Source organism: Halomonas litopenaei (assembly GCF_017303055.1).
In the GTDB taxonomy this organism is placed as follows: Bacteria; Pseudomonadota; Gammaproteobacteria; order Pseudomonadales; family Halomonadaceae; genus Halomonas; species Halomonas litopenaei_A.
In genome coordinates this window covers 314296-337222 of record NZ_JAEKJT010000004.1, presented here as the reverse complement: position 1 = coordinate 337222, position 22927 = coordinate 314296, and the positions used below count along the sequence as shown (strand labels likewise).

Here is a 22927-nt window from a genome sequence, read left to right as displayed (position 1 = left end):
TGACGAGCCCCGTGATCAAGCGGCGGGCGTCGCTTTCACGGCTAGTGAATACCTCGCTTATCATGTTCATGGTCCCTCTTACGCCGAATTTCGTCTGGACAACGAAACGCTTCTGCTGGCAAGAGTTCTTATAGGTAAGGACGCTCAGCGTTGAAGACCTGCACATCGTTTTTGGCTAATGCTGTTCTACGCTGAGAGTACCCACTCGTGACTGGCGCTGGCTGACGGGAAAGGCCTGAGAGCCAAGAGCGAGTCCCGGGCATCACAGGAGGCATCGATGAGCATCTTCGACCACGTGCAGAACCGCTTCGCTCGCGTCCAGCAGGAAGAAATGTCCCTGCAGGAATATCTGGAACTCTGCCGTCAAGACCCTTCCGCCTACGCCAGTGCGGCTGAGAGAATGCTGGAGGCCATCGGTGAGCCTGAGGTGATTGACACCGCCAAGGACCCGAGACTGGCGCGAATCTTCTCCAACAAGGTGATACGTCGGTATCCGGCGTTCAGTGAGTTTCACGGCATGGAGGAGGCCATCGAGCAGATCGTGGCCTACTTCCGTCACGCCGCCCAAGGGCTGGAGGAGAAAAAGCAGATTCTCTACCTGCTTGGCCCCGTGGGGGGCGGCAAGTCATCCCTGGCCGAGCGCCTCAAACTGCTGATGGAGCGTGTGCCGTTCTACGCCATCAAGGGGTCGCCGGTGCACGAGTCTCCGCTCGGGCTGTTCTCGCCAGAGGAAGACGGAGAGCTGCTCGAGAAAGAGTATGGTATCCCCGCTCGCTACCTGCGCAGCGTGATGTCGCCCTGGGCCGCCAAGCGGCTGAAGGAGTCCGGCGGTGATATCTCGCAGTTCCGGGTGGTCAGGCTGTACCCCTCGCGCCTCAACCAGATCGCCATCGCCAAGACCGAGCCGGGTGACGAGAACAACCAGGATATCTCGTCCCTGGTGGGCAAGGTCGATATCCGCCAGCTGGAGATGTATTCCCAGGATGATCCTGACGCCTACAGCTTTTCCGGAGGATTGTGCCGGGCCAATCAGGGCTTGATGGAATTCGTCGAGATGTTCAAGGCGCCCATCAAGGTGCTGCACCCCCTACTGACGGCGACCCAGGAAGGGAACTACAACCCCACCGAGGGCATGGGCGCGATTCCCTTCGATGGCATCGTGCTGGCGCACTCCAACGAGAGTGAGTGGCAGGCGTTCCGCAACAACCGCAACAATGAGGCGTTCCTCGACCGCGTCTATATCGTCAAGGTGCCCTATTGCCTGCGGGTGTCCGAGGAAATCAACATCTACAAGAAGCTGCTGGAGCATTCGTCGCTCAATGAGGCGCCCTGTGCACCGGATACCTTGCGCATGCTCGCCCAGTTCTCGGTGCTGTCGCGTCTCAAGGAGCCGGAAAACTCCAGCGTCTACTCGAAGATGCGGGTCTATGACGGTGAAAACCTCAAGGACACCGATCCCAAGGCCAAGTCGATTCAGGAATATCGCGACAGCGCCGGCGTCGATGAAGGCATGGATGGTCTGTCCACGCGCTTTGCCTTCAAGATCCTGTCCAAGGTCTTCAACTTCGACAATCACGAGGTGGCGGCCAACCCGGTGCACCTGTTGTACGTGCTCGAGCAGCGCCTTGAGCAGGAGCAGCTGCCCAAGGAGACCTTCGAGCGCTATCTGCGCTATATCAAGGAGTACCTGGCGCCGCGCTATGTGGACTTCATTGGCAAGGAAATTCAGACCGCCTACCTGGAGTCCTACTCCGAGTATGGTCAGAACATCTTTGATCGCTATGTCACCTATGCGGATTTCTGGATTCAGGACCAGGAGTACAGGGATCCCGAGACCGGCGAGCTGTTCGACCGCCAGTCGCTTAACGATGAGCTGGAAAAGATCGAGAAGCCGGCGGGCATCTCCAATCCCAAGGACTTCCGTCACGAGGTGGTCAACTTCGTGCTGCGGGCGCGTGCCCAGAACAACGGCATGAACCCGGGGTGGCAGTCCTACGAGAAGCTGCGTGGTGTCATCGAGCACAAGATGTTTGCCAACACCGAGGAGTTGCTGCCCGTTATTTCCTTCAATGCCAAGGCGTCCTCTGCGGATATCAAGAAGCACGAGGATTTCGTGGCACGGATGAAGGATCGAGGCTACACCGAGAAGCAGGTGCGCCTGCTGTCGGAGTGGTACCTGAGAGTGCGCAAGTCGCAGTAGCCGTGAAGGCGCCGGGCCAGGCCCGGCGCCGGACACCCTTGTCGACTGCGCCCAGGAGGTCCCATGACCTACTTCATCGATCGACGAGCGAACGCCAAGAACAAGAGCGCGGTCAATCGCCAGCGCTTTCTTGACCGCTATCGCGCCCATATCAAGCGCTCCGTCGAGGAGGCCGTCAACCGTCGCTCCATCACCGATATGGAGCGAGGCGAAAAGGTTTCCATCCCCAGTCGCGATATCTCCGAGCCAGTGTTCCAGCACGGCAGCGGTGGGCGACGTTCGATTGTCGCACCCGGTAATCGCGAGTTTCAGGAAGGTGATCGCCTGCGTCGCCCAGACGGCGGGGGCGGTGGTGGCGATGGCAGTGGAGAGGGTGGCGCCTCCAACCAGGGGGAGGGCATGGATGAGTTCGCCTTCACCCTGACCCGGGAGGAGTTCCTCGAGTTTGTCTTCGATGGCCTCGAGTTGCCCCATCTGGAGCGCAAGCCGCTGGTGGATGTGGAAGAAGTGCGCCCCGTGCGCGCCGGGGTCTCGAGAGATGGCGTGCCGGCTCGGATCAACATTGTGCGTTCGATGCGAGAAGCTCAGGCCCGTCGAATTGCCATGCGTGCACCGATTCGTCGCGCGCTGCGGGAAGCTCAGGAAGCGCTGGAAGTCGAGGAGCGCAAGGATCCCGTGCTCAAGAATCCCGCTCGCATCCAGGAGTTGAAGGCCGAGATCGAGCGCCTAGAGCGGCGTCTGGAGGCGGTTCCCTTCATCGATACCTATGATCTTCGCTACAACCATCTGATCAACCAGCCTCAGCCGTCCAGCAAGGCCGTGATGTTCTGCGTCATGGATGTATCGGGCTCGATGACCCAGGCCCACAAGGATATCGCCAAGCGCTTTTTCCTGCTGCTCTACCTGTTTCTCGAGCGCAGCTACGAGCGGGTCGAGCTGGTCTTTGTGCGTCACCACACTGCCGCCAAGGAAGTCGATGAGGAGGAATTCTTCTACTCACGGGAGACGGGCGGCACCATCGTTTCCAGTGCGCTCACCCTGGTCGACGAGATCATCGACAAGCGCTATCCCCCCGGCCAGTGGAACCTGTACGTGGCCCAGGCATCGGATGGCGATAACTGGGACGATGACTCGGTCAACTGTCGGGAGCTGCTGACCAAATCGCTGATGGGGCGCCTGCAGTACTTCACCTATGTGGAAATCACGCCTCACGCTCACCAGGCACTATGGGAAGAATACGAGCGGGTCGAGGCCGCCTATCCCGACCGCTTTGCCATGCGTCAGATTGTTGAACCCGGGGACATCTATCCGGTGTTCCGGGCCTTGTTCAAGCGCCGTGCGGACAGTGCGGCAAGGGGGTAGGCAGGCGCAGGTCTGCCCTACGGCGGCAGCGGGACTGGCAAAGGGGAGCACGGTGAAGGGCGTGCCGTGTGTTGAAGCACCTCGCCAGGTAAACCCCTAGCCACAGCCGTGTCTTGCAAGCGGACTCCCTTGCAAGCGAAGCATGTTGGACGAGCAGCGCCTTGGACGAAGAGGAATTGCCATGACCGCCTTGACCAAACGTCACGCCAAGCCCATTGCGACCGGCTCGGACTGGAGCTTCGACGACCTGACCGAGTTCGAGGCCGAGATCGCTCGGCTTGCGGACGAGTATCGACTGGACACCTACCCCAATCAGATCGAGATCATCACCACGGAGCAGATGATGGACGCCTACGCCAGCGTGGGCATGCCTGTGGGCTACCATCACTGGTCGTTCGGCAAGCAGTTCCTGGCCGTCGAGCAGGCCTATCGTCGTGGGCAGATGGGGCTGGCCTATGAGCTGGTGATCAACTCCGACCCCTGCATCGCCTATCTGATGGAAGAGAACACCCTGATGATGCAGGTACTGGTCATGGCGCATGCCTGCTACGGCCATAATTCCTTCTTCAAGGGCAACTATCTGTTTCGGACCTGGACCGACGCCTCTTCGATCGTCGACTACCTGGTGTTTGCACGCAAGTACATCAGTCAGTGCGAGGAGCGTCACGGTGTGCAGGCCGTCGAGCAGTTGCTCGACGCCTGTCACGCGCTGCAGAACTATGGGGTGGATCGCTACAAGCGGCCGTCTCCGGTATCGCCGGAGGAGGAGGCTCGACGGCAGAAGGAGCGTGAAGACTATCTCCAGGCTCAGGTGAACACCCTGTGGCGGACAATTCCCATGGGTGACGCCGGCATCGAGGTGCCGCCTGTGTCTTCCGACGATGACCCGCTGGGGCTACACGGTGGCGGGCGTTATCCCCCCGAGCCACAGGAAAATCTGCTGTACTTCATCGAGAAGAATGCACCCTTGCTGGCGCCTTGGCAGCGGGAGGTCGTGCGAATCGTGCGTAAGCTGGCCCAGTATTTCTATCCTCAGCGGCAGACCCAGGTCATGAATGAAGGGTGGGCGACGTTTTGGCACTACACGCTGATGAATCGGCTGTTCGACGAAGGGGCCGTGGACGAAGGCCTGATTCTGGAGTTTCTGCAGTCCCATACCGCCGTCGTCAGTCAGCCCGCCTTTGACAGCCCTTACTACAACGGGATCAATCCCTATGCGCTGGGCTTCGCCATCTTCACCGACCTCAAGCGCCTCTGCGAGTCTCCTGATGACGAGGACCGGGAGTGGTTTCCGGACATTGCGGGAAGCGACTGGCGCGAAACGCTGAATTTCGCCATGCGCAACTTCAAGGACGAGTCCTTCATTCAGCAGTTTCTATCACCCAAGGTGATTCGTCAGCTCAAGCTGTTCCAGGTGGTCGATGATGATCAGGAGGACATGCTCGAGGTGGCAGCGATTCATGACGAGCGGGGCTACCGGCGGGTCCGTGAGGCGCTGTCCGCGCAGTACGCCTTGTCACTCAGGGAGCCGAATATTCAGGTGTTCGAGGCCGATATTCGAGGAGATCGTTCGCTGACACTCAGGCACGTGCAGGATCAGCGGCGTCCGTTGGCGCGCAGCGTCTACCCTGTGATCCGACACCTTCACCAGCTATGGGGCTTTCCGGTCAAGCTGGAGTCCTTCGATGGTGATGAAGTGGTGCGACGTTACCAGTGGCCGCTGCCGGACAGCGAAGAATCCGCCTGACGCCGACAGCAGATAACCGACACGCCGCCGCAAAGTGATGCTTTGCGGCGGCGTGTTTTCTTGCCTTCTTTCTTCTTGCTTAGTACCGGACCTCGGCACGGAGCCTTATGGCTTGGCCGTCCAGGATTGGCACCATCCGCCTGGGGCGACGCTATTCTGCGGGAATAGCTGACAGCCCTCGGTTTCGGCATTGAAGAACATGCAGTTCGAGCAGAGCTCTCCGTCTTCGTAGGCGGCATTGCCGCTGGCATCGCTGGCCTTTTCGACGTATCCCAGAGCCTTGGCCTGGGCATTGTCGGTACTCAGGCGAGGCAGGCTCTGTGCCAGCGCAGTGCGAGACAGGACACCAGCACCCAGCGGCAGAGCGGCGATGCCCAGCAGACTGGTGCGCAGGAAGGCACGACGGCTGTGCTTGGTCATGGGGACTCCTCATTGTCGGAAGATGAGCGTCATACGGTCATGGTCAGGCCCGCGATGGGCCGGTCTTGGTGAGTCAGGATGCCTTGGCAGCCTGCTCGTGCGCTCTTGATGGCGCTGCCTTGCAAGATTAGCTAAGCCGTTGAGCCTTGGCGAATCGTCTCGTTGTGAGTGCGGCAATCCGCCGCGAAAAAAGCGGTCCGCGCAGTCGGCGGTGCAGGTGGTGAGGAGGCGCTGATATACTGCGTTGCCAAACCACCATGTTTAACATCCGCGTCCTGAGTCGTTGGCGTGGAGCGATGGGAAAGGAGCGTGATCATGCAGAATGCTGTGATTCTGATCAATGCCGAGAAAGGGCAGGTCAAGGCGGTGGCCGAGCGTCTGGCCGAGGTGGAAGGGATCAGCGAGGTCTATTCGACCTGCGGTCGCTATGATCTGGTGGCCATTGCCCGTACACGGGATTTCGAGAGTCTGGCGGAGCTGGTCACCGGGCGCCTGAATGCAGTAGAAGGCATTGCCGACACGGAAACGCTCAATGCGCTTCAGGTGCACTCGCGCCACGATCTGGAAACCATGTTTTCGTTGGGTTGGTAAGGGCAGGCCCTGCTGACCATTGTTCGTCCTGACTATTGTTCGTCCTGACCATTGCCAACAAGGAAGTGTGTGGATCTCTCGCTTGATCGTCTGATACCTCGGCCGCGGCATTTCCTGGCCTCGCTGGCCATCGCCGTGCTTGGGGTTGTCCTGTGGTACTCCACCGAGCAGGGCTATCGCGACCGCATGAGCTGGATGGGGGTGACCGAGTGGGCGGAACCGTCCACGCTGGCGTTCACCCGTGTGCTGCGTAATGAAGGGTACCTGCTGGGATGGTCTGATCTGCGCGTTGGTGCGCTGTGGGCGAGCTATGAACTGCGGCAGTCGGCGGATCACCAGGTGGGGCCTCGCCCTGGCTTCGAACAGGATTGGCGAACGCTGTGGCCCGTCAGCACGACCAGCTACGCTGGCAGTGGATATGACCGTGGGCACCTGGCTCCCAACTATGCCATGGCCAAGGTCTGGGGGGAGCAGGCTCAGCATGACAGCTTCCTGATGAGCAACATGATGCCGCAGAAGCCTGCCCTCAACCGTCAGCTATGGCAGCGCCTGGAAGAAGTCGTGATGGACCATTTTCTGCCGCGCTTCGGTCGCCTGCAGGTCATCACCGGGCCTGTCTATGCAGAAACCAGAGTCAGCGATCTCTCCCTGGATCGACTGCTGGATCGCGTCAGCTTTGTGGAGGTGCCAATCGGCTTCTACAAGGTGGTGGTGGTGCCCGGAGAGACTCCTCTGGCAGTCGCTTTTGTGATGCCCCAGAACGTGCGTGGAGATGAATCGCTGTCTCGCTATCTTGTCAGCATCGACGAGGTGGAAGCGATCACGGGCCTGAATTTCTTTCCGCGGCTGGGCCCGCAGGAAGAGGCGGCCTGGGAGGCTCGTGCGGGGGTGGGCGACTGGGCGCTGTCTCAGGTGGCTGAGTTGCCGTCGCGTTTCGATTGAGCGACGGGCTAGGGACTAAAGACCGGGTGCTAACACGCTGGATGCTGGAACGGCAGGCACAAAAAAACCGCGACGGGGCGCGGATTCTTGTTGGATCTGTCTGATCCTGTTGCTGCATGACATTGGTGCCCAGGAGAGGACTTGAACCTCCACGTCCGTAAGGACACTAGCACCTGAAGCTAGCGCGTCTACCAATTCCGCCACCTGGGCATGTCATGTTGTGTGCTCGTGATCTACGTTATCTGCTCGGCCTGTGTTCATCGATGCATGCCGCAGCATGTATCGTTGGTGCCCAGGAGAGGACTTGAACCTCCACGTCCGTAAGGACACTAGCACCTGAAGCTAGCGCGTCTACCAATTCCGCCACCTGGGCGAACACGTGCGCTTTGCCGATAACGATGTATCAAAGAGCGTGACGATCTCCATCGTCGTGATCCCGAAGGATCTTGGTGCCCAGAAGAGGACTTGAACCTCCACGTCCGTAAGGACACTAGCACCTGAAGCTAGCGCGTCTACCAATTCCGCCATCTGGGCAAGTGGCGCGTATGTTACCGAAACTTTGGCATATTGCAAGCCTTTTGCGTCGCTGCTGGGAGAAAAAAACGTCGTACTGATGGCGTAAGCTCTGTATCCGGAGGCGCTTATGGTTGGGTGACGGCGCTGCTGGCGCTATACTGCGCGCATGTTAAGAGACAATTTCGAAAAGACCGCACGCTCGCGCCCGGGTGGCGGCGCACTCCTGCCGTCCTCGCCCCTGTCAAGGATGCCTTCCGCATGAACCATTGGACGCTCGACGCCGACGAACACGCCAGCCGCGAAGCCCATAAGTACGACAAGCCTGCTCCCTCCCGTGAATATCTGTTGAATCGACTCGAGGAAATCGGTACGCCGACGACCCACGAGGCGATGAGCGATCAGCTTGGCCTGGATGATGAAGACCTTCGAGAAGCGGTACGCCGGCGCCTCTCCGCCATGGAGCGAGACGGCCAGGTATTGCGCAATCGTCGGGGCGCCTATGCGCTGATCGATAAGCTGGACCTGATCAAGGGTAAGGTGCTGGGTCATCGCGACGGCTTTGGATTTCTGGTCCGCGATGATGGCAAGAAGCCTGACCTGGTCATGCCTCCTCGGCAGATGCGCCGAGTGTTTCACGGTGACCATGTGCTGGTGCGGGTCAGCGGGCGTGACCGTCGTGGTCGCGACGAGGCGACGGTGGTGGAAGTCATCGCGCGCAACACCCAGACGATCGTTGGCGTCTATCGGGAGAACACGCCTGAGTTCGGCGTGCTGATTCCCGAGAACAACCGCATTACCCAGGAAGTCATCATTCCCCACAGTGCTTGCGCTGGAGCGCAGGACGGGCAGGTCATCTCGGCGCGTATCGTCAAGCAGCCGGAGACCCGGGTCCAGCCTGTCGGGGAAGTGATCGAGGTGCTGGGTGAGCGCATGGACCCCGGGATGGAAATTGATATTGCGCTGCGAAGCTACGAGATCCCCTCTGAGTTTCCGCCGGATGTCATCGATCAGATCGCCAGCATGTCCGCTGAGGTAGCGGAGGACGACAAGCTTCATCGCATCGACCTGCGCGACAAGCCGCTGGTGACCATCGACGATGAAAGCGCCAAGGACTTCGACGACGCTGTCTGTGCCTACAAGACGCGTTCCGGAAGCTGGAAGCTGCTGGTGGCGATTGCCGATGTCTCGCACTACGTGCGTCCCGGCAGCCCGCTGGACCAGGAGGCCATTGCTCGGGGCAACTCGGTGTACTTCCCGGGGCAGGTGGTGCCGATGCTGCCAGAGCTGCTGTCCAATGGGCTCTGCTCGCTGAACCCTGACGTGGATCGACTGGCGCTGGTCTGCGAGCTGAACATTTCCAAGACCGGCGCGATCAGTCGCTATCGATTCTATGAGGCCGTTTTCCGCTCGCACGCCAGGCTGACCTACAACAAGGTGGCAGCCATTCTCCAGGATGACGGAGAAGAGGGCGATGCGCTGCGACAGCAGTACAAGGCGCTGGTACCGTCGCTGAAGAACCTGTACAGCCTGTATCAGCTGTTGCGAGAAGCGCGCACCGAGCGGGGCGCCATCGACTTCGAGACCACCGAGACCGCGATCGTCTTCAACGACGAACGCAAGATCGAGAAGATTGTGCCGCGCTCGCGCAACGATGCTCACAAGATCATCGAGGAATGCATGCTGGCCGCCAACGTGGCCACCGCGCGCTTCCTGGACAAGCACGACCTGCCAGCGCTTTACCGGATTCACGAGCGGCCATCGCCGGAACGCCTGGACAAGCTGAGGCTGTTCCTGAACGAGATCGGCATGTCGCTAGGTGGCGGTGATGAGCCCACGCCTCAGGACTATCGCGACCTGGCCGAGGCCATCAAGGGCCGTGACGATGCGGACATCATTCAGACAGTGATGTTGCGCTCCATGAGCCAGGCGGTCTACTCACCGCACAACGAAGGGCACTTTGGCCTGGCATATCCGGCCTATGCCCACTTTACTTCGCCGATTCGCCGCTACCCCGACCTGCTGGTGCATCGCGCCATTCGCTCGGTCATCCGCGGTCCGCGCCAGACCAATACCGTGTTGCGGGCCGAGGGTGCGCCGGTGGAGCCGCCGACCAAGTGGTGCCCCTACACCTTCGAGCAGATGCTGGAGCTGGGGGAACATTGCTCGATGACAGAGCGTCGGGCCGATGACGCCACTCGCGACGTGGAGGACTGGCTCAAGTGTGAGTTCATGTCCGACAAGCTCGGTGAGGTCTACGACGGAACCATCGCCTCCGTCACTCAGTTCGGTATCTTTGTGCGGCTGGATGATGTCTACGTCGAGGGGTTGGTGCACGTCACCTCATTACCTTCCGACTATTACCACTACGAGCCGGAAAAGCATCGCCTCAAGGGCGAGCGCACGGGAACCAGCTACCGTCTCGGCGACGGGGTGACCGTTCAGGTGGCGCGGGTCGACCTGGATGAGCGCAAGATCGATTTCGAGATGGCCGATGACAAGCCACGTCCTCGGCGCGCGCCGCGCAAGCGTCGTGGCGAGCCTGCGAGCAAGGCCAGCGAGACCGGTCAAGCCAAGGCCGGCAAGCGTGGCAAGGATGGCGCCTCGTCCGAGGCCGAGGCGCCGAAGAAGAAGGGTGGGCGTCGTCGTCGTGGCCCTCGGCGCAATGCGCGTGGCAATGGCCATAAGGGGTAACGCCAGCGTGATCTGTTTACAGGAGGGTCTGCGTGGCCAAGCATGAATCCAAGCGTCAACGTCAGCGTCAGCCACGGGGTGGTTCTGGCGCCGCGGCGCCCGCAGGTCTCGATGGCGTCTTTGGCGTGCATGCCGTCCGGGCCATGTTGGATCGCGGCGAATCCCCTCGCGAGCTGTGGCTGCAGGAAGGTGAAGCGGGCCGACGCTTGCACGACCTGATCGAGCTGGCGCGTCAGCGTGGGGCACGTGTCAAAGCGGTGCCCCGAGACGAGCTGGACCGCCTCTCCCAGGGGGCTTCCCATCAGGGAGTCGTCGCTTTCTGTCCGCCGTTGGCACCGGAGAGCGAGGAGTCGCTCTGGCATAAGCTGAAGGCATGGCCGCTGGAAACACCGCCGCTGCTGCTGATTCTTGACGGGGTCACTGACGTGCACAACCTGGGAGCGTGCCTGCGCAGCGCCGACGCCGCTGGCGTGCATGGGGTGCTGGTGCCCAAGGACAAGTCGGCGCCGCTGAATGCCACGGTGCGCAAGGTGGCCTGTGGTGCTGCTGAAAGTGTGCCGGTGTATCAGGTGACCAACCTGGCGCGGGCCATGGCGCGGCTGAAGGAAGAGGGCGTGTGGATCACCGGAACGGCGGGCGAAGCCGAAGGCAGCGTCTTCGAGGCGGATCTGCGCGGCCCGACGGCGCTGGTCATGGGGGCTGAAGGCAAGGGCATGCGCCGCTTGACCCGCGAAGCCTGTGACACGCTGGTCAAGCTGCCGATGGCCGGGGCGGTCTCCAGCCTCAACGTCTCCGTTGCTACCGGTATCTGCCTGTTTGAGGCAGTGCGACAGCGTTCATCGTCCTGATAGTGGTAGATAGGGATGGTAGGGAGGGTGGAGAGAGGTGGTAGAAAGAGGTGATAGAAAGAGGTGACAGAGAGAAGCGCTAGCAAGACCGCCTGTCCTCGCCACCTGGCTAAAAGAGAGGAAAGTGATGTTCAGGTTGCATCACGCCTCTTGACTCCGTAGAATCCATGCGCCCGTGCGTTCTGCGCGGGACAGGTTATTTGTTATTCACTCCTTGCTTCCCCCGGCGTCGAGCGATGTTCTTGACACCCGCTCAGGCCCCTGCGGAAGCTGCCAAACCGAAAGGAGAATCCATGCGTCACTACGAGATCGTCTTCATGGTCCACCCGGACCAGAGTGAGCAGGTTCCGGCCATGGTCGAGCGCTACACCAGCATCGTCACCGAGAACTCCGGTACCGTTCACCGTCTCGAAGATTGGGGTCGCCGTCACCTGGCCTACCCGATCAACAAGATCCACAAGGCCCACTACGTGCTGATGAACGTTGAGTGCAGCGGCGAGACTCTCGAGGAAATCGAGAACATCTTCCGTTTCAACGACGCCATCATCCGCAGCCTGGTGGTGCGCTGCAAGGAAGCCATCACCGAAGCGTCTCCGATGATGAAGCCGGTGGAAGAGAAGCGTGCCCGTCGCGAAGAAAAGCCGCGCACCGCTGAATCCGCCTAAGCCGCGCATCGCTAGTTCTGCAACGCACGTATAAGGAGTCTTTCCATGGCACGTTTTTTCCGTCGCCGCAAGTTTTGCCGTTTCACCGCTGAAGGCGTGAAGCAGATCGACTACAAAGATCTGGACACCCTGAAGGCCTACATCACCGAGACTGGCAAGATCGTTCCCAGCCGTATCACCGGTACCAAGGCCCGTTACCAGCGCCAGCTGTCTACCGCGATCAAGCGCGCACGCTACCTGGCTCTGCTGCCCTACACCGACAGCCACCAGTAAGTCATCAACCGATGCTGCCTGTCGCCCGATGGTCGATGAAAGGGACGCCCCAGGCGGCGCTGGTCGCCCTGGTGGCGTCTGCGGTGCCCTGGCTGTTCTGGTTCGGCGCCGCTATCGCCGCTCTGGTGACGCTGCGCAAGGGCATGGCGCCGGCGTTGCCGGTGATTGCTGCCGCAGCGGTTCCTGCGGGCTGGTGGTGGACGCAAGGGGATCCGATTCCTCTGGCGACGACCTTGCTGGCGCTGTTGATGGCGGTCGTGCTGCGCTCTCGCATGCGCTGGAGCGAAGCACTGATCCTGGGGTCTCTGGCGGGCGCGGCGATGATCCAGATCGGGGTGTTTCTGCCCCGGACGGACACCGCCCTGATGCTGGATCAGCTGCGTCAGAGCTCGTCCGAGGTAGCGGCCATGCTCGACGAGCTGGCGGCCCAGGGCGTCGACCCCACACAGCTGGCCGAGCTGGTCATCAGCGGGGTCACCGGCCTGGTTGTCATGCTGGCCTCCGTGGCTTGCCTGGCACTGGCCCGTAGCTGGCAGGCGGGACTCTACAACCCCGGTGGTTTTCGGGAAGAGTTCCACGCCATGCGGCTCAGCCCTCGGGAGCTGATTCTGCTGGTGGTGCTGGTGATTGCTGGCTCGCTGCTTGGACTGCCTGGCATCGGCATGCTGGCCTGGATACCGCTACTGATGGCGGGCATCGGCCTGACACATGGTGTAGTTGGACGTAAGGGAATGAACGGGTTGTGGCTGGTCGCGTTCTATCTGCTGCTGATCACCACCTGGCCCATGATTCTCATCGTGCTGGTTGTGGCCTTGATCGACACCTTCGCGGATTTCCGCGGTCGTCTAGGTCACAGCAACTGACATAGAGGTTTACGAGATGGAAGTCATTCTGCTCGACAACATTGGCAAGCTGGGCGGTCTTGGTGACAAGGTCACCGTCAAGCCTGGCTACGGCCGTAACTACCTGGTGCCTTACGGCCTTGCCGTGCCGGCCACCAAGGACAACATCGCTGCTTTTGAAGCACAGCGCGCCGAGCTTGAAGCCCAGGCCGCTGAGCGCAAGGCCGAGGCGGAAGCCCGCGCCGAGCAGCTCAACGATATCGAGCTGTCTCTGGTCGCCAAGGCCGGTGACGAAGGCAAGCTGTTCGGTTCCATCGGTCCGCGTGACCTGGCGGAAGCGATCTCCAGCGCTGGAATCGATGTCGCCAAGAGCGAAGTGCGTATGCCGGAAGGCCCGATCCGTCAGACCGGTGAGTACGACATCGTGCTGCACCTGCACGCTGACGTCGACGCCGCTGTGCGCGTGGTGGTGGTGGCCGAATAAGGTCATCTCCCACGGCAACAGCAAGGGCGCGGGAGTGATATCCCGCGCCTTTTTTTATGCCCGCGATCCGCGGAGCTACGGTCTTGCGAGAGGGTGGAGATCGGCTAGACTGGAAGCCCTTTACCGACCGGCAGTACATGTGTTGCGAGAGACAAGCAGATGAGTGACGTCCAGACCATCGATCAGGAAGCCGCAGCGCTCAAGGTTCCGCCCCACTCGGTCGAGGCCGAGCAATCGGTGCTGGGTGGTCTGATGTTGGACAATCAGGCCTGGGACAGCATCGCCGACCGCCTGGTCGCCGATGACTTCTATCGCTATGAACACCGTCTGGTGTTCAACGCCATGGTGGCGCTGGCGGAGTCCAGTCGCCCGCTGGACGTGGTGACCCTGTCCGAGGCGCTGGAGGCTCGCGATCAACTCGATACCGTGGGTGGACTGGCGTACCTGGCGGAGCTCGCCCGCAATACGCCTTCCGCCAGTAATATCCGCGCCTACGGTGATATCGTTCGCGAAAGGGCCACCCTGCGCAAACTGATTCAGGCAGCCAACCAGATCGCCGATGGCGCGTTCAGCCCCAACGGTCGTCCCGCTGACGAGCTGGTCAACGAGGCCGAGCGTCTGGTGTTCCAGATCAGCGAAGATCGCCCCAAGGCCGGTGGTCCCATCGGTATGAGCGAACTGCTGACTAAGGCCGTCGATCGAATCGACGAACTGTTCAATATGAAGGGCGAGATGACCGGTCTGTCGACGGGTTTTCGTGACCTGGATGACATGACGTCGGGCCTTCAACCTTCTGACCTGGTCATTGTGGCCGGTCGACCCTCCATGGGTAAGACCACCTTTGCCATGAATCTGGTAGAGCATGCGGTAGTCTCCAGCGACAAGCCGGTCATGGTGTTTTCCATGGAGATGCCGGCAGACTCGATCATGCTGCGTATGCTGTCGTCACTGGGTCGTATCGATCAGACTCGCGTGCGTTCCGGTCAGCTGGAAGACGAGGACTGGCCGCGGCTCACCTCCGCGGTCAACCTGCTGAAGGACAAGCAGCTGTTTATCGATGACACCGCAGCCTTGTCCCCCAACGAAATGCGCTCGCGAGTTCGTCGAGTCGTGCGCGAACACGGCAACCTGGCGATGATCATGATCGACTATCTGCAGCTGATGCAGGTGCCAGGGTTCGGTGACAACCGTACCGGTGAGATCTCCGAGATATCACGGTCTCTCAAGGGGCTGGCCAAGGAATTCGGGTGCCCGGTCATTGCCCTGTCGCAGCTCAACCGTTCCTTGGAGCAGCGACCCAACAAGCGCCCGGTGATGTCGGATCTGCGTGAGTCCGGGGCCATCGAGCAGGACGCCGACCTCATCGGTTTCGTCTATCGTGATGAGGTCTACAATCCTGATAACCCCGATAACAAGGGGCTGGCCGAATTTATCATCGGCAAGCAGCGTAACGGTCCGATCGGCGCGGTTCACATGGCCTTTATCGGCAAATACACCCGTTTCGAGGATCTTGCACCAGATAGCTACGGCGACACCTTCGGTGAATAGGCCCTGCGCAAGAGGTGCGGCTTGAGCTGAACCGGTGGACTCGTATAATGCCGCCCCTTGCACTCTGTAACCCGACTCTGGAGGACCCTGACATGGCAGGTGGATTTCGACGCGGCAATCGGCGCCGCGCGCCCAAGCTGGAAGCCCGAGGTGAGCTGACTTCGGTGGAACGTGAAGGTCCTTTCAAGGAATGGCTGGGCATGCCCGATCTGTACCGTTACCACCTGGTGGTGGACGGCGTCGACTACAGTTATCAGACAGAAGATGCCGAACTTCCGGTGGCTGTAGGGGATAAGGTGGTCTTTCGTTACAAGGAAACCAAGGCAGGGAACTGGGTCGACAGAAATTCCCTGGGCAAGGCGATCGATCCTTCCGAGTATCAGTAGGCGTCGGGACAGCAGTAGGGTGATGCTGTAGCGCATGACAGGCTGGCCTGTTGGGCGTCTGGTTGCCCGCGAGGCCACCGAAGGGGTGGCCTTTGCCTGGTGTGTTCTCGTTCCTTCGCCTCTCGCCTCTCGCCTCTCGCCTCTCGCATCTCGCATGTCTGAGTTTGGTGTCTTCTGCATTCTCTTTCTTCTGTTCCTTCTTCCCTCTGTCCGCTCGTCGCTGTGCGCGCTTCCCTTGCTGCGTCACTTTTCGCTCTAGCCCTTTCTTTTTACTGAGTGTCTTGACGGTATGGAGCTGTCTTCTGCTGGAGCGTGCTTGATTGCATCGCGCAGGGAACGGCAGGTGTGTATCCAGGTCAGAGAAATTATTGTTAGCGTAACCAGAATGTCACTCTCCATCGTCAGGCTGTGCCATGATCAAACCGTCGCACCGTCCATCGCGCTAGTGTCGAGCAGTCTGTGAGACGATGACCCGCGCCAGACGGTGGCAAGAATGGACTGGTGTGGCAGATAGCGCTAATCAGCAAGGCGGTGGCAAGACGCTGGCCGCCACTACAGGATGAAAAGAGGCGAAAGATATTATGGAATTTCAGGAGCTGAAGGCCTTTGTGGGCCGACACGACAACTTCGAGATCCGCGTCATCAGCCACGCGGGTAGCCGTTTCTATCAAGTCGAGCTGGAAGACGTCGAAGGGGCGCGTCATATGCTCTGCCGACGCGGCAAGCCTGTGCTGTTCCGTTCACTGGACGATGTCTACCTTGAGCTGAAGCGAGCAGGCATTCATCGAGCCTACCTGGTGCAGCACGTCGCTCACGACGAGGTGATTGGCCGCGAGACCCACTATGCGCAGCCACTGGCATCGCGCATGCCACTGGTCTTCTGACGCTGCCCTCTCGACCCCACCATTGACGTTCTGACACCCCTGGGTGTTCCTGCCTTCCTCTGACCGATACAAGTCCCTGGCGCTGATAGCCAGGGCCCGTGACGGTCTTGTTCGAACCTCTCTAGGTCGAACCCTTCCAGATCGAAACTGTTCAGACCTAACCTATCTAGATCGACCCTATCTAGATCGACCCTATCTAGACCGACCCTATCTAGACCGACCCTATCTAGACCGACCCTATCTAGACCGACCCTATCCAGATCGACCCTATCCAGACCGCGCTTGGCCAGTCTGTACGTTGCCAGTCTGGTCTTAGCCAGACCCGTGTCGCCCCAGCCAGGGACGTAGCTTGGCAAACAGGCGATAGCCCAGGTCCAGCGCCTGCCGCATTCCCGGTAGCATGCTGAACCAGAGCCAGCGCCGGTAGCCCAAGGTCGCGTACAGGGCTCTGCTGGCATCCATCCCGACGATCCAGTGGCCCCTTGCGTCGAGAAGGTGCAGCTTGCCCATCATGTCCTCGATGCGCTTGCCCCACTGCGCGGCATCAAAGTCGGGATGGCGAATATCCACGAAGCGAATACGGTCCCGTCTGGGATGGCCGCGCAGCCAGGCGACTTCCCGGCGACACAGCGGGCAGCCGCCGTCGTGGAACAGGGTGACCGGCGGGGTGATGTCGTCGAAGCGCTTCATGATGATGACCCCCGGGCGCGATAGCCTGCCACATGTTCGCCTTGGCCGTAGCTCGGCTCGAGCTCCAGCGTGGCGAGAAAGGACTCCGCCTGCTCACGCATGGCGGTGCGCTTGTCATCGCTCATGCGGTTCAAGGAGCCGTAGATCAACTTCATTCGGTGGTTGTTGCTCAGGGTGTCGGCGTGGCGCTCAAGGAAGTGCCAGTAGAGGCTGTTGAAAGGACAGGCCGTCTCGCCTGTGGTCTTCTTTACATCGTAGTGGCAGTTGCGACAGTGATCCGACATGCGGTCGATGTACTTGCCAGATGCACAGTAGGGCTTGGACCCCATGATGCCTCCGTCAGCATGCAGCACCATGCCCAGCGTATTGGGCAGCTCGACCCACTCGCAGGCATCGGCATAGACGGCGAGATACCAGTCGCATAGTGCCTCCGGACTGACGCCGCATAGCAGGGCAAAGTTGCCGGTGACCATCAGACGCTGAATATGGTGGGCGTAGGCATTCTCGCGAGTCATGCCGATAGCGCGCTGCAGGCAGCGCATGTCCGTCTCTCCGGTCCAGTAGAAGCGAGGCAGGCCACGAGTCGCCTTGAGGGCGTTGCCGCGCTTGTAGTCTGGCATCTGAGACCAGTAGACGCCGCGCACGTACTCGCGCCAGCCGAGTATCTGTCGCACGAAGCCCTCGACCGCGTTGATCGGGGCCTTGCCTTCAAGATACGCATTCTGGGCTGCCTCACAGACCTCTCTCGGGCTTATCAGCCCCAGGTTCATCGGCGCCGAGAGGCGCGAGTGGAAGAGGTAGGGGTCGTCATCGCTGATGGCGTCCTGGTAGTCACCAAAGTCGGGTAGCAGCGCATCGATGAAATGGCGCAGGTCGACCAGCGCCTGCCGCCGCGTCACCGGCCAGTGGAAGCCGTCAAGATCGCCAAAGTGATCGCCAAAGTGCTCTGCCACCAGGTCGAGCACTGCCTGGGTGGTGTCATCGATACCATGCTCAGGCGGTGATGGCACATCGAGGCGCTGGTCGAGTGGCTTGCGGTTGTCCTTGTCGAAGTTCCACTGACCGCCCATTGGCTCGTCGCCTTCCATCAGTAGCCCAGTATGGCGCCGCATCTCGCGATAGAAGGCCTCCATGCGGGGTTGCTTGCGCCCTGACAGCCACTGCGCGAATGCCTCGGGGGTGCAGTAGAACCGAGTGTCTTCAGTCCATTCCCAGGGCACGTCGCTGCGACGCTCCTCGATCGCCTGCAGCAGGCGCCATTCCCCCGGGCGAGTGGTCACGATGCGCTGACAGTCATAGAGCTTTGCGAGCCGCTCGGCCTCTTGCAGCAGCGAGTGGGCGTTGTCCGGGTCATCGAGCGCGCTGTAATGGACCCGATATCCCTTGTCACGCAGGCTGGCAGCAAAGTGGCGCATGGCCGACAGCATCATCGCAATCTTTTGCGGATGATGGGGAACATAGCGACCTTCCTCGGCGACCTCGCAGAGGGCGATCACGTCGTCATCCGAGGCATGTTCCAGTGCTGCCAGCTCGTGGCTCAGCTGATCACCGGCAAGCAGAATCAAGGATCTGGACATAAGTTTTCCAACAGTTGTACAAATCTTCTTTATAGTAACACTTGATTCGAGCCTGACACCTGCTGGTGTTAGTCTTTTTGCTTAACGAGACCGCCAAGAGGAAGCCATTTTCATGGATCAGTCTGATTCCCCGTCATCCGAGCAGGTACGCCGTCCGCCACATGCCCCAGCGGACCACCCTGTCATTCCTCGTGACAAGATCGGGGTGCTGGTCGCCAATCTGGGGACGCCGGATGATACGGACTACTGGTCCATGCGCCGCTACTTAAGCGAGTTTCTATCGGATCAGCGGGTCGTCGATTACCCTCGTTGGCTGTGGCAGCCTCTGTTGCAGCTGGTGATCCTCAGCCGTCGGCCGTTTGCCTCAGGGGAGGCATATCGCAGCATCTGGAACACCGAGAAGGACGAAAGTCCGTTGCTGACGATCACCCGCAACCAGGCGGACAAGCTGGCGCTGCGCTTGCGTGACGCTGTGGGGGAGAATATCGAGGTCAGTTTCGGCATGCGTTACGGCAATCCCTCGACAGAGAAGGCGCTCAAGGAGCTTGAGGACAAGGGTTGTCGGCGTATCCTGTTCTTCCCTCTTTACCCGCAGTATGGCTCACCGACCACCGCGACGGCGTGCGATCAGTTCTTTCGCCAGTTGATGAAACGGAAGTGGCAGCCGGCCATCAGGACCGCGTCGGCCTACTTCGATGAGCCGGCCTATATCGACGCTCTGGCGGCCTCGGTGAGGGAGCGCCTGGCGCAGGAGACCCAGCCGCCCACCAGGATCGTGGCCTCCTATCACGGGGTACCCAAGCGCTTTTTGACAGAAGGCGACCCGTACTACTGCCAATGCGTGAAGACGACTCGGCTGTTGCGAGAGCGGCTCGGCATGCCGGAAGAGGACGTCGTTACCGCCTTCCAGTCGAAATTTGGTCCAGAGGAGTGGGTCGGGCCCGCAACGGTCGACAAGGTGGCCGAACTGGCACGCCAGGGCCATAAGCGCATTGCAGTGCTGTCGCCTGCCTTCAGTGCCGATTGCGTAGAAACCCTGGAAGAAATCCAGCAGGAAATTCGGGATGCCTTCATCGAGGCCGGCGGAGAGACGTTTGTCTATATTCCCTGCCTGAATGATCGCGACGATCACATCGACGCGCTGGCGGGCATCGTCAGGCGAGAGTTGGCCGGATGGTTATGAGAGCCTAGACGCCATCGCAAAATGGGCAGCCATCTGGCTGCCCATTGTCGTTTAGCAGACCGCTCTGGCCTACTCCGGATCGGGGTGGGGGACCGGCTTTGCACCGACTTCCTCTTCCCGAAACTCGAGGGGCTTGCCCCGGGTCTTGTCCAGGTAGTTAAGACGCTGATGCAGGCCGGTCTTGGCCAGCATGTGGGCACTGACAGGTGCTGTGATGAACAGGAACAGGGTAATCAGCATTTCCTGCAGGTGCAGGCCGCCCTGGGTGACGCTGAAGTACACCATCGAGCCTGCGAGTATGCAGCCCATGCCCAGGGTGGTGGCCTTGGTCGGACCATGCAGTCGCATGTAGAAGTCCCTGAGGTGGGCCATGCCCAGCGAGCCGATGAAGGCAAACAGCCCGCCAGCGATCAGCAGTACCGAGATCAGGCCCTCGAGAAACACGTATAGCATGAAGACTCTCCTGAATTACTCGATGATGTCGCCGCGCAGCAAGTACTTGCAGACTGCGATGGTGCTGATGAAGCCCAGCAGTGCAATCAACAGCGCCGCCTCGAAATAGGTCTTGGTGTTGAGCCAGATGCCCATCAGGATAATCAGCGCGATGGAGTTCACATACATCGTGTCCAGCGCGAGAATCCGGTCGGGCATGTCAGGTCCCACCGTCAACCGGTACAGGTTCAGCAACAGCGCCAGGGAGACCAGCGTCAGGCTGATGGTCAACGCGATATCGATCATTCGAAGATCTCCTTCAGCGGCCGCTCATAGCGTTCCCGAATGGTGTCGATGAGGGTTTGCTCATCGCGCACGTCCAGCGCGTGTATCAACAGCGTCTTCCCATCCATGCGCAGGTTCGCCGAGACCGTACCCGGTGTCAGCGTGATCGTGCTGGCCAAAAGCGTGATGGTAAAGCGTTCTTCGAGCATCAGCGGATACTCGACGAAATGCGGCCGAGTGCGGCGCCAGGGATTGATGATGATCCAGGCAACCTGCAGGTTGGCCACCACAATGTCACCGATGACCCTCAAGAAGAAGCGCAGCAGTTTCCAGGGTTTCTTGACGCCGGGCTGCAAGTCCCAGAAGGGGTAGGTCAGCCAGGGGATCAGCACCGCCAGGACGCTCCCCAGCAGCAGATGGCCCACAGAAACATCATTGACCAGCAGCAGCCAGACAACCAGCAACAGCAGGCTCAGTAGCGGGGTGGGCAACAACGAACGAGAGCGGGTGGTCATGGAGCGTCTCCCTGTTGCATCAGCACGGCGCGGAGCATGGGTTCAGGATTGGTCAGCTGTTCGGCGGTGGCTTCGGTATAGCCTGCCAGGGGCCCGGCCAGCACTACCAGCAGGGGGGAGGCGGCCAGCAACCAGCCAGTGCCGGCCCACTGCCAGGCCGACAAGGGCTCGCCGTCATCGCTGGCCTGACTGCGCCAGAACAGGGTGGAGCCGGCCCGGGACAGCGCCACGATGGCACACAGCCCGGTGCCCAGCAGTAAAGGCCAGAACCACAGGCGTTGGTCGCTATCGCCAGCACTCATCAGCATGACCTTGCCAAAGGCGCCTGACAGCGGCGGCAAGCCTGCCACGGCCATACCACCGATGACGAACATCAGCCCGAGGGCCGTGGCATTGTGGGGGACACGTCCCCGCACCAGGCGCGTGCCTGCCTTGCCACGCTGGGTGCCGATCATGTCGGCCAGCAGGAACAGACCGCCGGTGACCAGGGTGGTATGGACCAGATAGAACAACAGTCCCGATACCGCAGCAGGGGAGCGCATGCCGACGCCGGCCAGCAGGGTACCCACCGACACCAGTACCAGATAGGCCACCAGCAGGCGCAGGTCACGCGCCGCCAGCACGCCGATGCCGGAAATCGCCAGGGTGCCAAGGGCAAGCCACCATACCCAGCTCTGCTCCAATGCCTCGAGGGGGCCGGCCTGGTCGCCGAAGATCAGCCAGTAGACCCGCAATATCGCGTAGACCCCGATCTTGGTCATTACCGCAAACAGGGCGGCGACCGGAGGCGGAGCGCTGGCATAGGCCCGTGGCAGCCAGAAGTACAGCGGCAGAATGGCCGCCTTGAGGCCAAAGACCACCAGCAGCAGCAGCGCGCCGGCCACCACCATGCCCTGGCGTTCGCTGGGTAGCTGGCTCACCGCCTGGGCCATGTCGGCCATGTTGAGGGTGCCCGTGGCACCGTAGAGCAGCCCAACCGCGAATAGAAACAGTGCCGATCCGGCAAGGTTGAGGACCGCATAATGCACGGCGGACTGGATGCGACCCTTGCCTCCGCCATGCACCAGCAGGGCGTAGGAGGCGAGCAGCAGCACCTCGAAAAAGACGAACAGGTTGAACAGGTCGCCGGTCAGGAAGGCGCCGTTGATCCCCATCAGCTGCAGCTGGAAGAGGCCATGAAAGTTGCTGCCCTTCTCGTCGTCGCCGCCGCAGGCAAACAGCACGGCGCCAACGGCCAGGAGGGACGTCACGAAAATCATCAGCGCAGACAGGCGGTCAAGCACCATGACAATGCCAAAGGGAGGCTGCCAGTCACCGAGCGCATAGTAGTGAATGTCGCCAGCGGCGGCCTGACGCAGCAGCAGCAGGCTGATCAACAGCAAGGCAAAGGTGGTCACCAGGCCCAGAACACGCTTATAGGACGGGTTGCCGAAGCGCGTCATCAACAGTGCCACCGCGGCTGCCAGGGGCAGGACGATGGGCATCACGATCAGGTGGGACATCAACGTCGCTCCTCCTTGTCCTCGGCCTTGCGCCCATCGACATGGTCATTGCCCATGTCGCCCCGAGCGCGCATGGCGAGGATGACCGCGAAGGCCGTCATGGCAAAGCCGATGACGATGGCGGTGAGTACCAGCGCCTGGGGCAGCGGATCACTGTAGTGGCTCTTGCCGTCGATGATGGCGGAGCCTCCCGCCGTGAGCCCGCCCATGGAGAACAGAAACAGGTTGGTCGCATAGGACAGCAACGTAAGGCCGACCACCACCGGGAAGGTTCTCCCGCGAAGCATCAGGTACAGGCCACTGGCGGCGAGCACGCCGGTGGTAATGGCATAGAGCATTTCCAT

Annotated in this window: 23 protein-coding genes and 3 tRNA genes; 15 read left to right on the top strand and 11 right to left on the bottom strand. The window is 60.7% G+C overall.

Features of this window, described 5'->3' with window-relative positions:
* Positions 1-277: 277 nt before the first annotated feature.
* The 3 genes from JF545_RS08890 to JF545_RS08880 all read left to right on the top strand — a co-directional run bounded on the left by JF545_RS08890 (position 278) and on the right by JF545_RS08880 (position 5309).
* Positions 278-2200, top strand: coding sequence for a PrkA family serine protein kinase (locus tag JF545_RS08890; protein WP_206941388.1), 1923 nt, complete (start codon positions 278-280; stop codon positions 2198-2200).
* Positions 2201-2263: 63 nt separating this feature from the next.
* Positions 2264-3562, top strand: coding sequence for a YeaH/YhbH family protein (locus JF545_RS08885; RefSeq protein WP_206941387.1), 1299 nt, complete (start codon positions 2264-2266; stop codon positions 3560-3562).
* Between the two features lie 181 nt (positions 3563-3743).
* Entirely contained in the window at positions 3744-5309 is a 1566-nt protein-coding gene (locus tag JF545_RS08880) for a SpoVR family protein (protein ID WP_206941386.1), read from the top strand.
* 105 nt (positions 5310-5414) lie between these two features.
* Here the strand turns inward: JF545_RS08880 and JF545_RS08875 are convergent, their stop codons facing one another.
* Positions 5415-5729 carry a high-potential iron-sulfur protein gene (locus JF545_RS08875; RefSeq protein WP_206941385.1) on the bottom strand — a complete coding sequence of 105 codons (315 nt, stop codon included), beginning with the start codon at positions 5727-5729 and terminating at the stop codon, positions 5415-5417.
* A 315-nt stretch (positions 5730-6044) separates the two neighbouring features.
* Here JF545_RS08875 and JF545_RS08870 point away from each other — a divergent pair, with 315 nt between their 5' ends.
* Both JF545_RS08870 and JF545_RS08865 read left to right on the top strand, forming a co-directional pair.
* Positions 6045-6320 (top strand): Lrp/AsnC family transcriptional regulator, encoded by a 276-nt coding sequence (locus JF545_RS08870; RefSeq protein ID WP_206941383.1) that lies wholly within the window; start codon positions 6045-6047, stop codon positions 6318-6320.
* Between the two features lie 69 nt (positions 6321-6389).
* The gene (locus JF545_RS08865; protein WP_347401321.1) at positions 6390-7262 is read left to right on the top strand and encodes a DNA/RNA non-specific endonuclease; all 873 of its coding nucleotides are present in this window, start codon (positions 6390-6392) and stop codon (positions 7260-7262) included.
* A 123-nt stretch (positions 7263-7385) separates the two neighbouring features.
* On the opposite strand, the gene JF545_RS08860 is transcribed toward JF545_RS08865, so the two are convergent.
* The 3 genes from JF545_RS08860 to JF545_RS08850 form a co-directional block, all read right to left on the bottom strand.
* Positions 7386-7472: transfer RNA gene (locus tag JF545_RS08860), tRNA-Leu, on the bottom strand.
* Positions 7473-7548: 76 nt separating this feature from the next.
* A tRNA-Leu gene (locus JF545_RS08855) sits at positions 7549-7635 on the bottom strand.
* Between the two features lie 74 nt (positions 7636-7709).
* A tRNA-Leu gene (locus tag JF545_RS08850) sits at positions 7710-7796 on the bottom strand.
* A gap of 240 nt (positions 7797-8036) precedes the next feature.
* Between JF545_RS08850 and rnr the strand changes: the two genes are divergently transcribed.
* The 9 genes from rnr (at position 8037) to JF545_RS08805 (ending at position 16399) form a co-directional block, all read left to right on the top strand.
* The gene (gene rnr, locus JF545_RS08845) at positions 8037-10469 is read left to right on the top strand and encodes a ribonuclease R (protein WP_206941382.1); all 2433 of its coding nucleotides are present in this window, start codon (positions 8037-8039) and stop codon (positions 10467-10469) included.
* A 143-nt stretch (positions 10470-10612) separates the two neighbouring features.
* Positions 10613-11317 (top strand): 23S rRNA (guanosine(2251)-2'-O)-methyltransferase RlmB, encoded by a 705-nt coding sequence (rlmB, locus tag JF545_RS08840; protein WP_242520778.1) that lies wholly within the window; start codon positions 10613-10615, stop codon positions 11315-11317.
* A 293-nt stretch (positions 11318-11610) separates the two neighbouring features.
* Positions 11611-11982, top strand: a complete 372-nt coding sequence (rpsF, locus tag JF545_RS08835) for a 30S ribosomal protein S6 (RefSeq protein ID WP_206941380.1) — start codon at positions 11611-11613, stop codon at positions 11980-11982.
* A 45-nt stretch (positions 11983-12027) separates the two neighbouring features.
* On the top strand, positions 12028-12255 hold the full coding sequence (rpsR, locus tag JF545_RS08830) for a 30S ribosomal protein S18 (protein ID WP_016853668.1): 228 nt from the start codon (positions 12028-12030) through the stop codon (positions 12253-12255).
* A gap of 11 nt (positions 12256-12266) precedes the next feature.
* A complete protein-coding gene (locus JF545_RS08825; protein WP_206941378.1) occupies positions 12267-13118 on the top strand; it encodes a hypothetical protein in 852 nt (283 codons plus the stop codon).
* 16 nt (positions 13119-13134) lie between these two features.
* Entirely contained in the window at positions 13135-13581 is a 447-nt protein-coding gene (gene rplI / locus JF545_RS08820; protein ID WP_206941376.1) for a 50S ribosomal protein L9, read from the top strand.
* A 159-nt stretch (positions 13582-13740) separates the two neighbouring features.
* The gene (dnaB, locus tag JF545_RS08815) at positions 13741-15129 is read left to right on the top strand and encodes a replicative DNA helicase (RefSeq protein WP_206941375.1); all 1389 of its coding nucleotides are present in this window, start codon (positions 13741-13743) and stop codon (positions 15127-15129) included.
* Positions 15130-15221: 92 nt separating this feature from the next.
* Positions 15222-15515 carry a hypothetical protein gene (locus tag JF545_RS08810; RefSeq protein ID WP_206941374.1) on the top strand — a complete coding sequence of 98 codons (294 nt, stop codon included), beginning with the start codon at positions 15222-15224 and terminating at the stop codon, positions 15513-15515.
* 581 nt (positions 15516-16096) lie between these two features.
* Entirely contained in the window at positions 16097-16399 is a 303-nt protein-coding gene (locus tag JF545_RS08805) for a DUF6482 family protein (protein ID WP_206941373.1), read from the top strand.
* A 312-nt stretch (positions 16400-16711) separates the two neighbouring features.
* Here the strand turns inward: JF545_RS08805 and JF545_RS08800 are convergent, their stop codons facing one another.
* Together JF545_RS08800 and JF545_RS08795 are read right to left on the bottom strand one after the other, a co-directional pair.
* Positions 16712-17089 (bottom strand): thiol-disulfide oxidoreductase DCC family protein, encoded by a 378-nt coding sequence (locus JF545_RS08800; RefSeq protein ID WP_206941372.1) that lies wholly within the window; start codon positions 17087-17089, stop codon positions 16712-16714.
* Positions 17086-18666: a cryptochrome/photolyase family protein gene (locus JF545_RS08795; RefSeq protein WP_206941371.1), complete on the bottom strand. Its 1581-nt coding sequence runs from the start codon at positions 18664-18666 to the stop codon at positions 17086-17088. The genes JF545_RS08800 and JF545_RS08795 overlap by 4 nt, the downstream gene beginning before the upstream one ends.
* 112 nt (positions 18667-18778) lie before the next feature.
* On the opposite strand from JF545_RS08795, the gene hemH reads away from it, so the two are divergent.
* Positions 18779-19849, top strand: a complete 1071-nt coding sequence (gene hemH, locus JF545_RS08790; RefSeq protein WP_206941370.1) for a ferrochelatase — start codon at positions 18779-18781, stop codon at positions 19847-19849.
* A 69-nt stretch (positions 19850-19918) separates the two neighbouring features.
* Here hemH and JF545_RS08785 read toward each other — a convergent pair whose 3' ends face one another.
* Genes JF545_RS08785 through JF545_RS08765 form a run of 5 tightly spaced genes read right to left on the bottom strand, consistent with a single transcriptional unit; the run spans position 19919 to position 22927 of the window.
* The gene (locus JF545_RS08785) at positions 19919-20302 is read right to left on the bottom strand and encodes a Na+/H+ antiporter subunit G (RefSeq protein ID WP_206941369.1); all 384 of its coding nucleotides are present in this window, start codon (positions 20300-20302) and stop codon (positions 19919-19921) included.
* Positions 20303-20317: 15 nt separating this feature from the next.
* Positions 20318-20587 carry a K+/H+ antiporter subunit F gene (locus JF545_RS08780; RefSeq protein WP_206941368.1) on the bottom strand — a complete coding sequence of 90 codons (270 nt, stop codon included), beginning with the start codon at positions 20585-20587 and terminating at the stop codon, positions 20318-20320.
* Positions 20584-21081 (bottom strand): Na+/H+ antiporter subunit E, encoded by a 498-nt coding sequence (locus tag JF545_RS08775; RefSeq protein WP_206941367.1) that lies wholly within the window; start codon positions 21079-21081, stop codon positions 20584-20586. The genes JF545_RS08780 and JF545_RS08775 overlap by 4 nt, the downstream gene beginning before the upstream one ends.
* Complete coding sequence (locus JF545_RS08770; RefSeq protein WP_206941366.1) at positions 21078-22586, bottom strand: monovalent cation/H+ antiporter subunit D; 1509 nt, start codon at positions 22584-22586, stop codon at positions 21078-21080. The genes JF545_RS08775 and JF545_RS08770 overlap by 4 nt, the downstream gene beginning before the upstream one ends.
* Positions 22583-22927, bottom strand: coding sequence for a Na+/H+ antiporter subunit C (locus tag JF545_RS08765; RefSeq protein WP_206941365.1), 345 nt, complete (start codon positions 22925-22927; stop codon positions 22583-22585). The genes JF545_RS08770 and JF545_RS08765 overlap by 4 nt, the downstream gene beginning before the upstream one ends.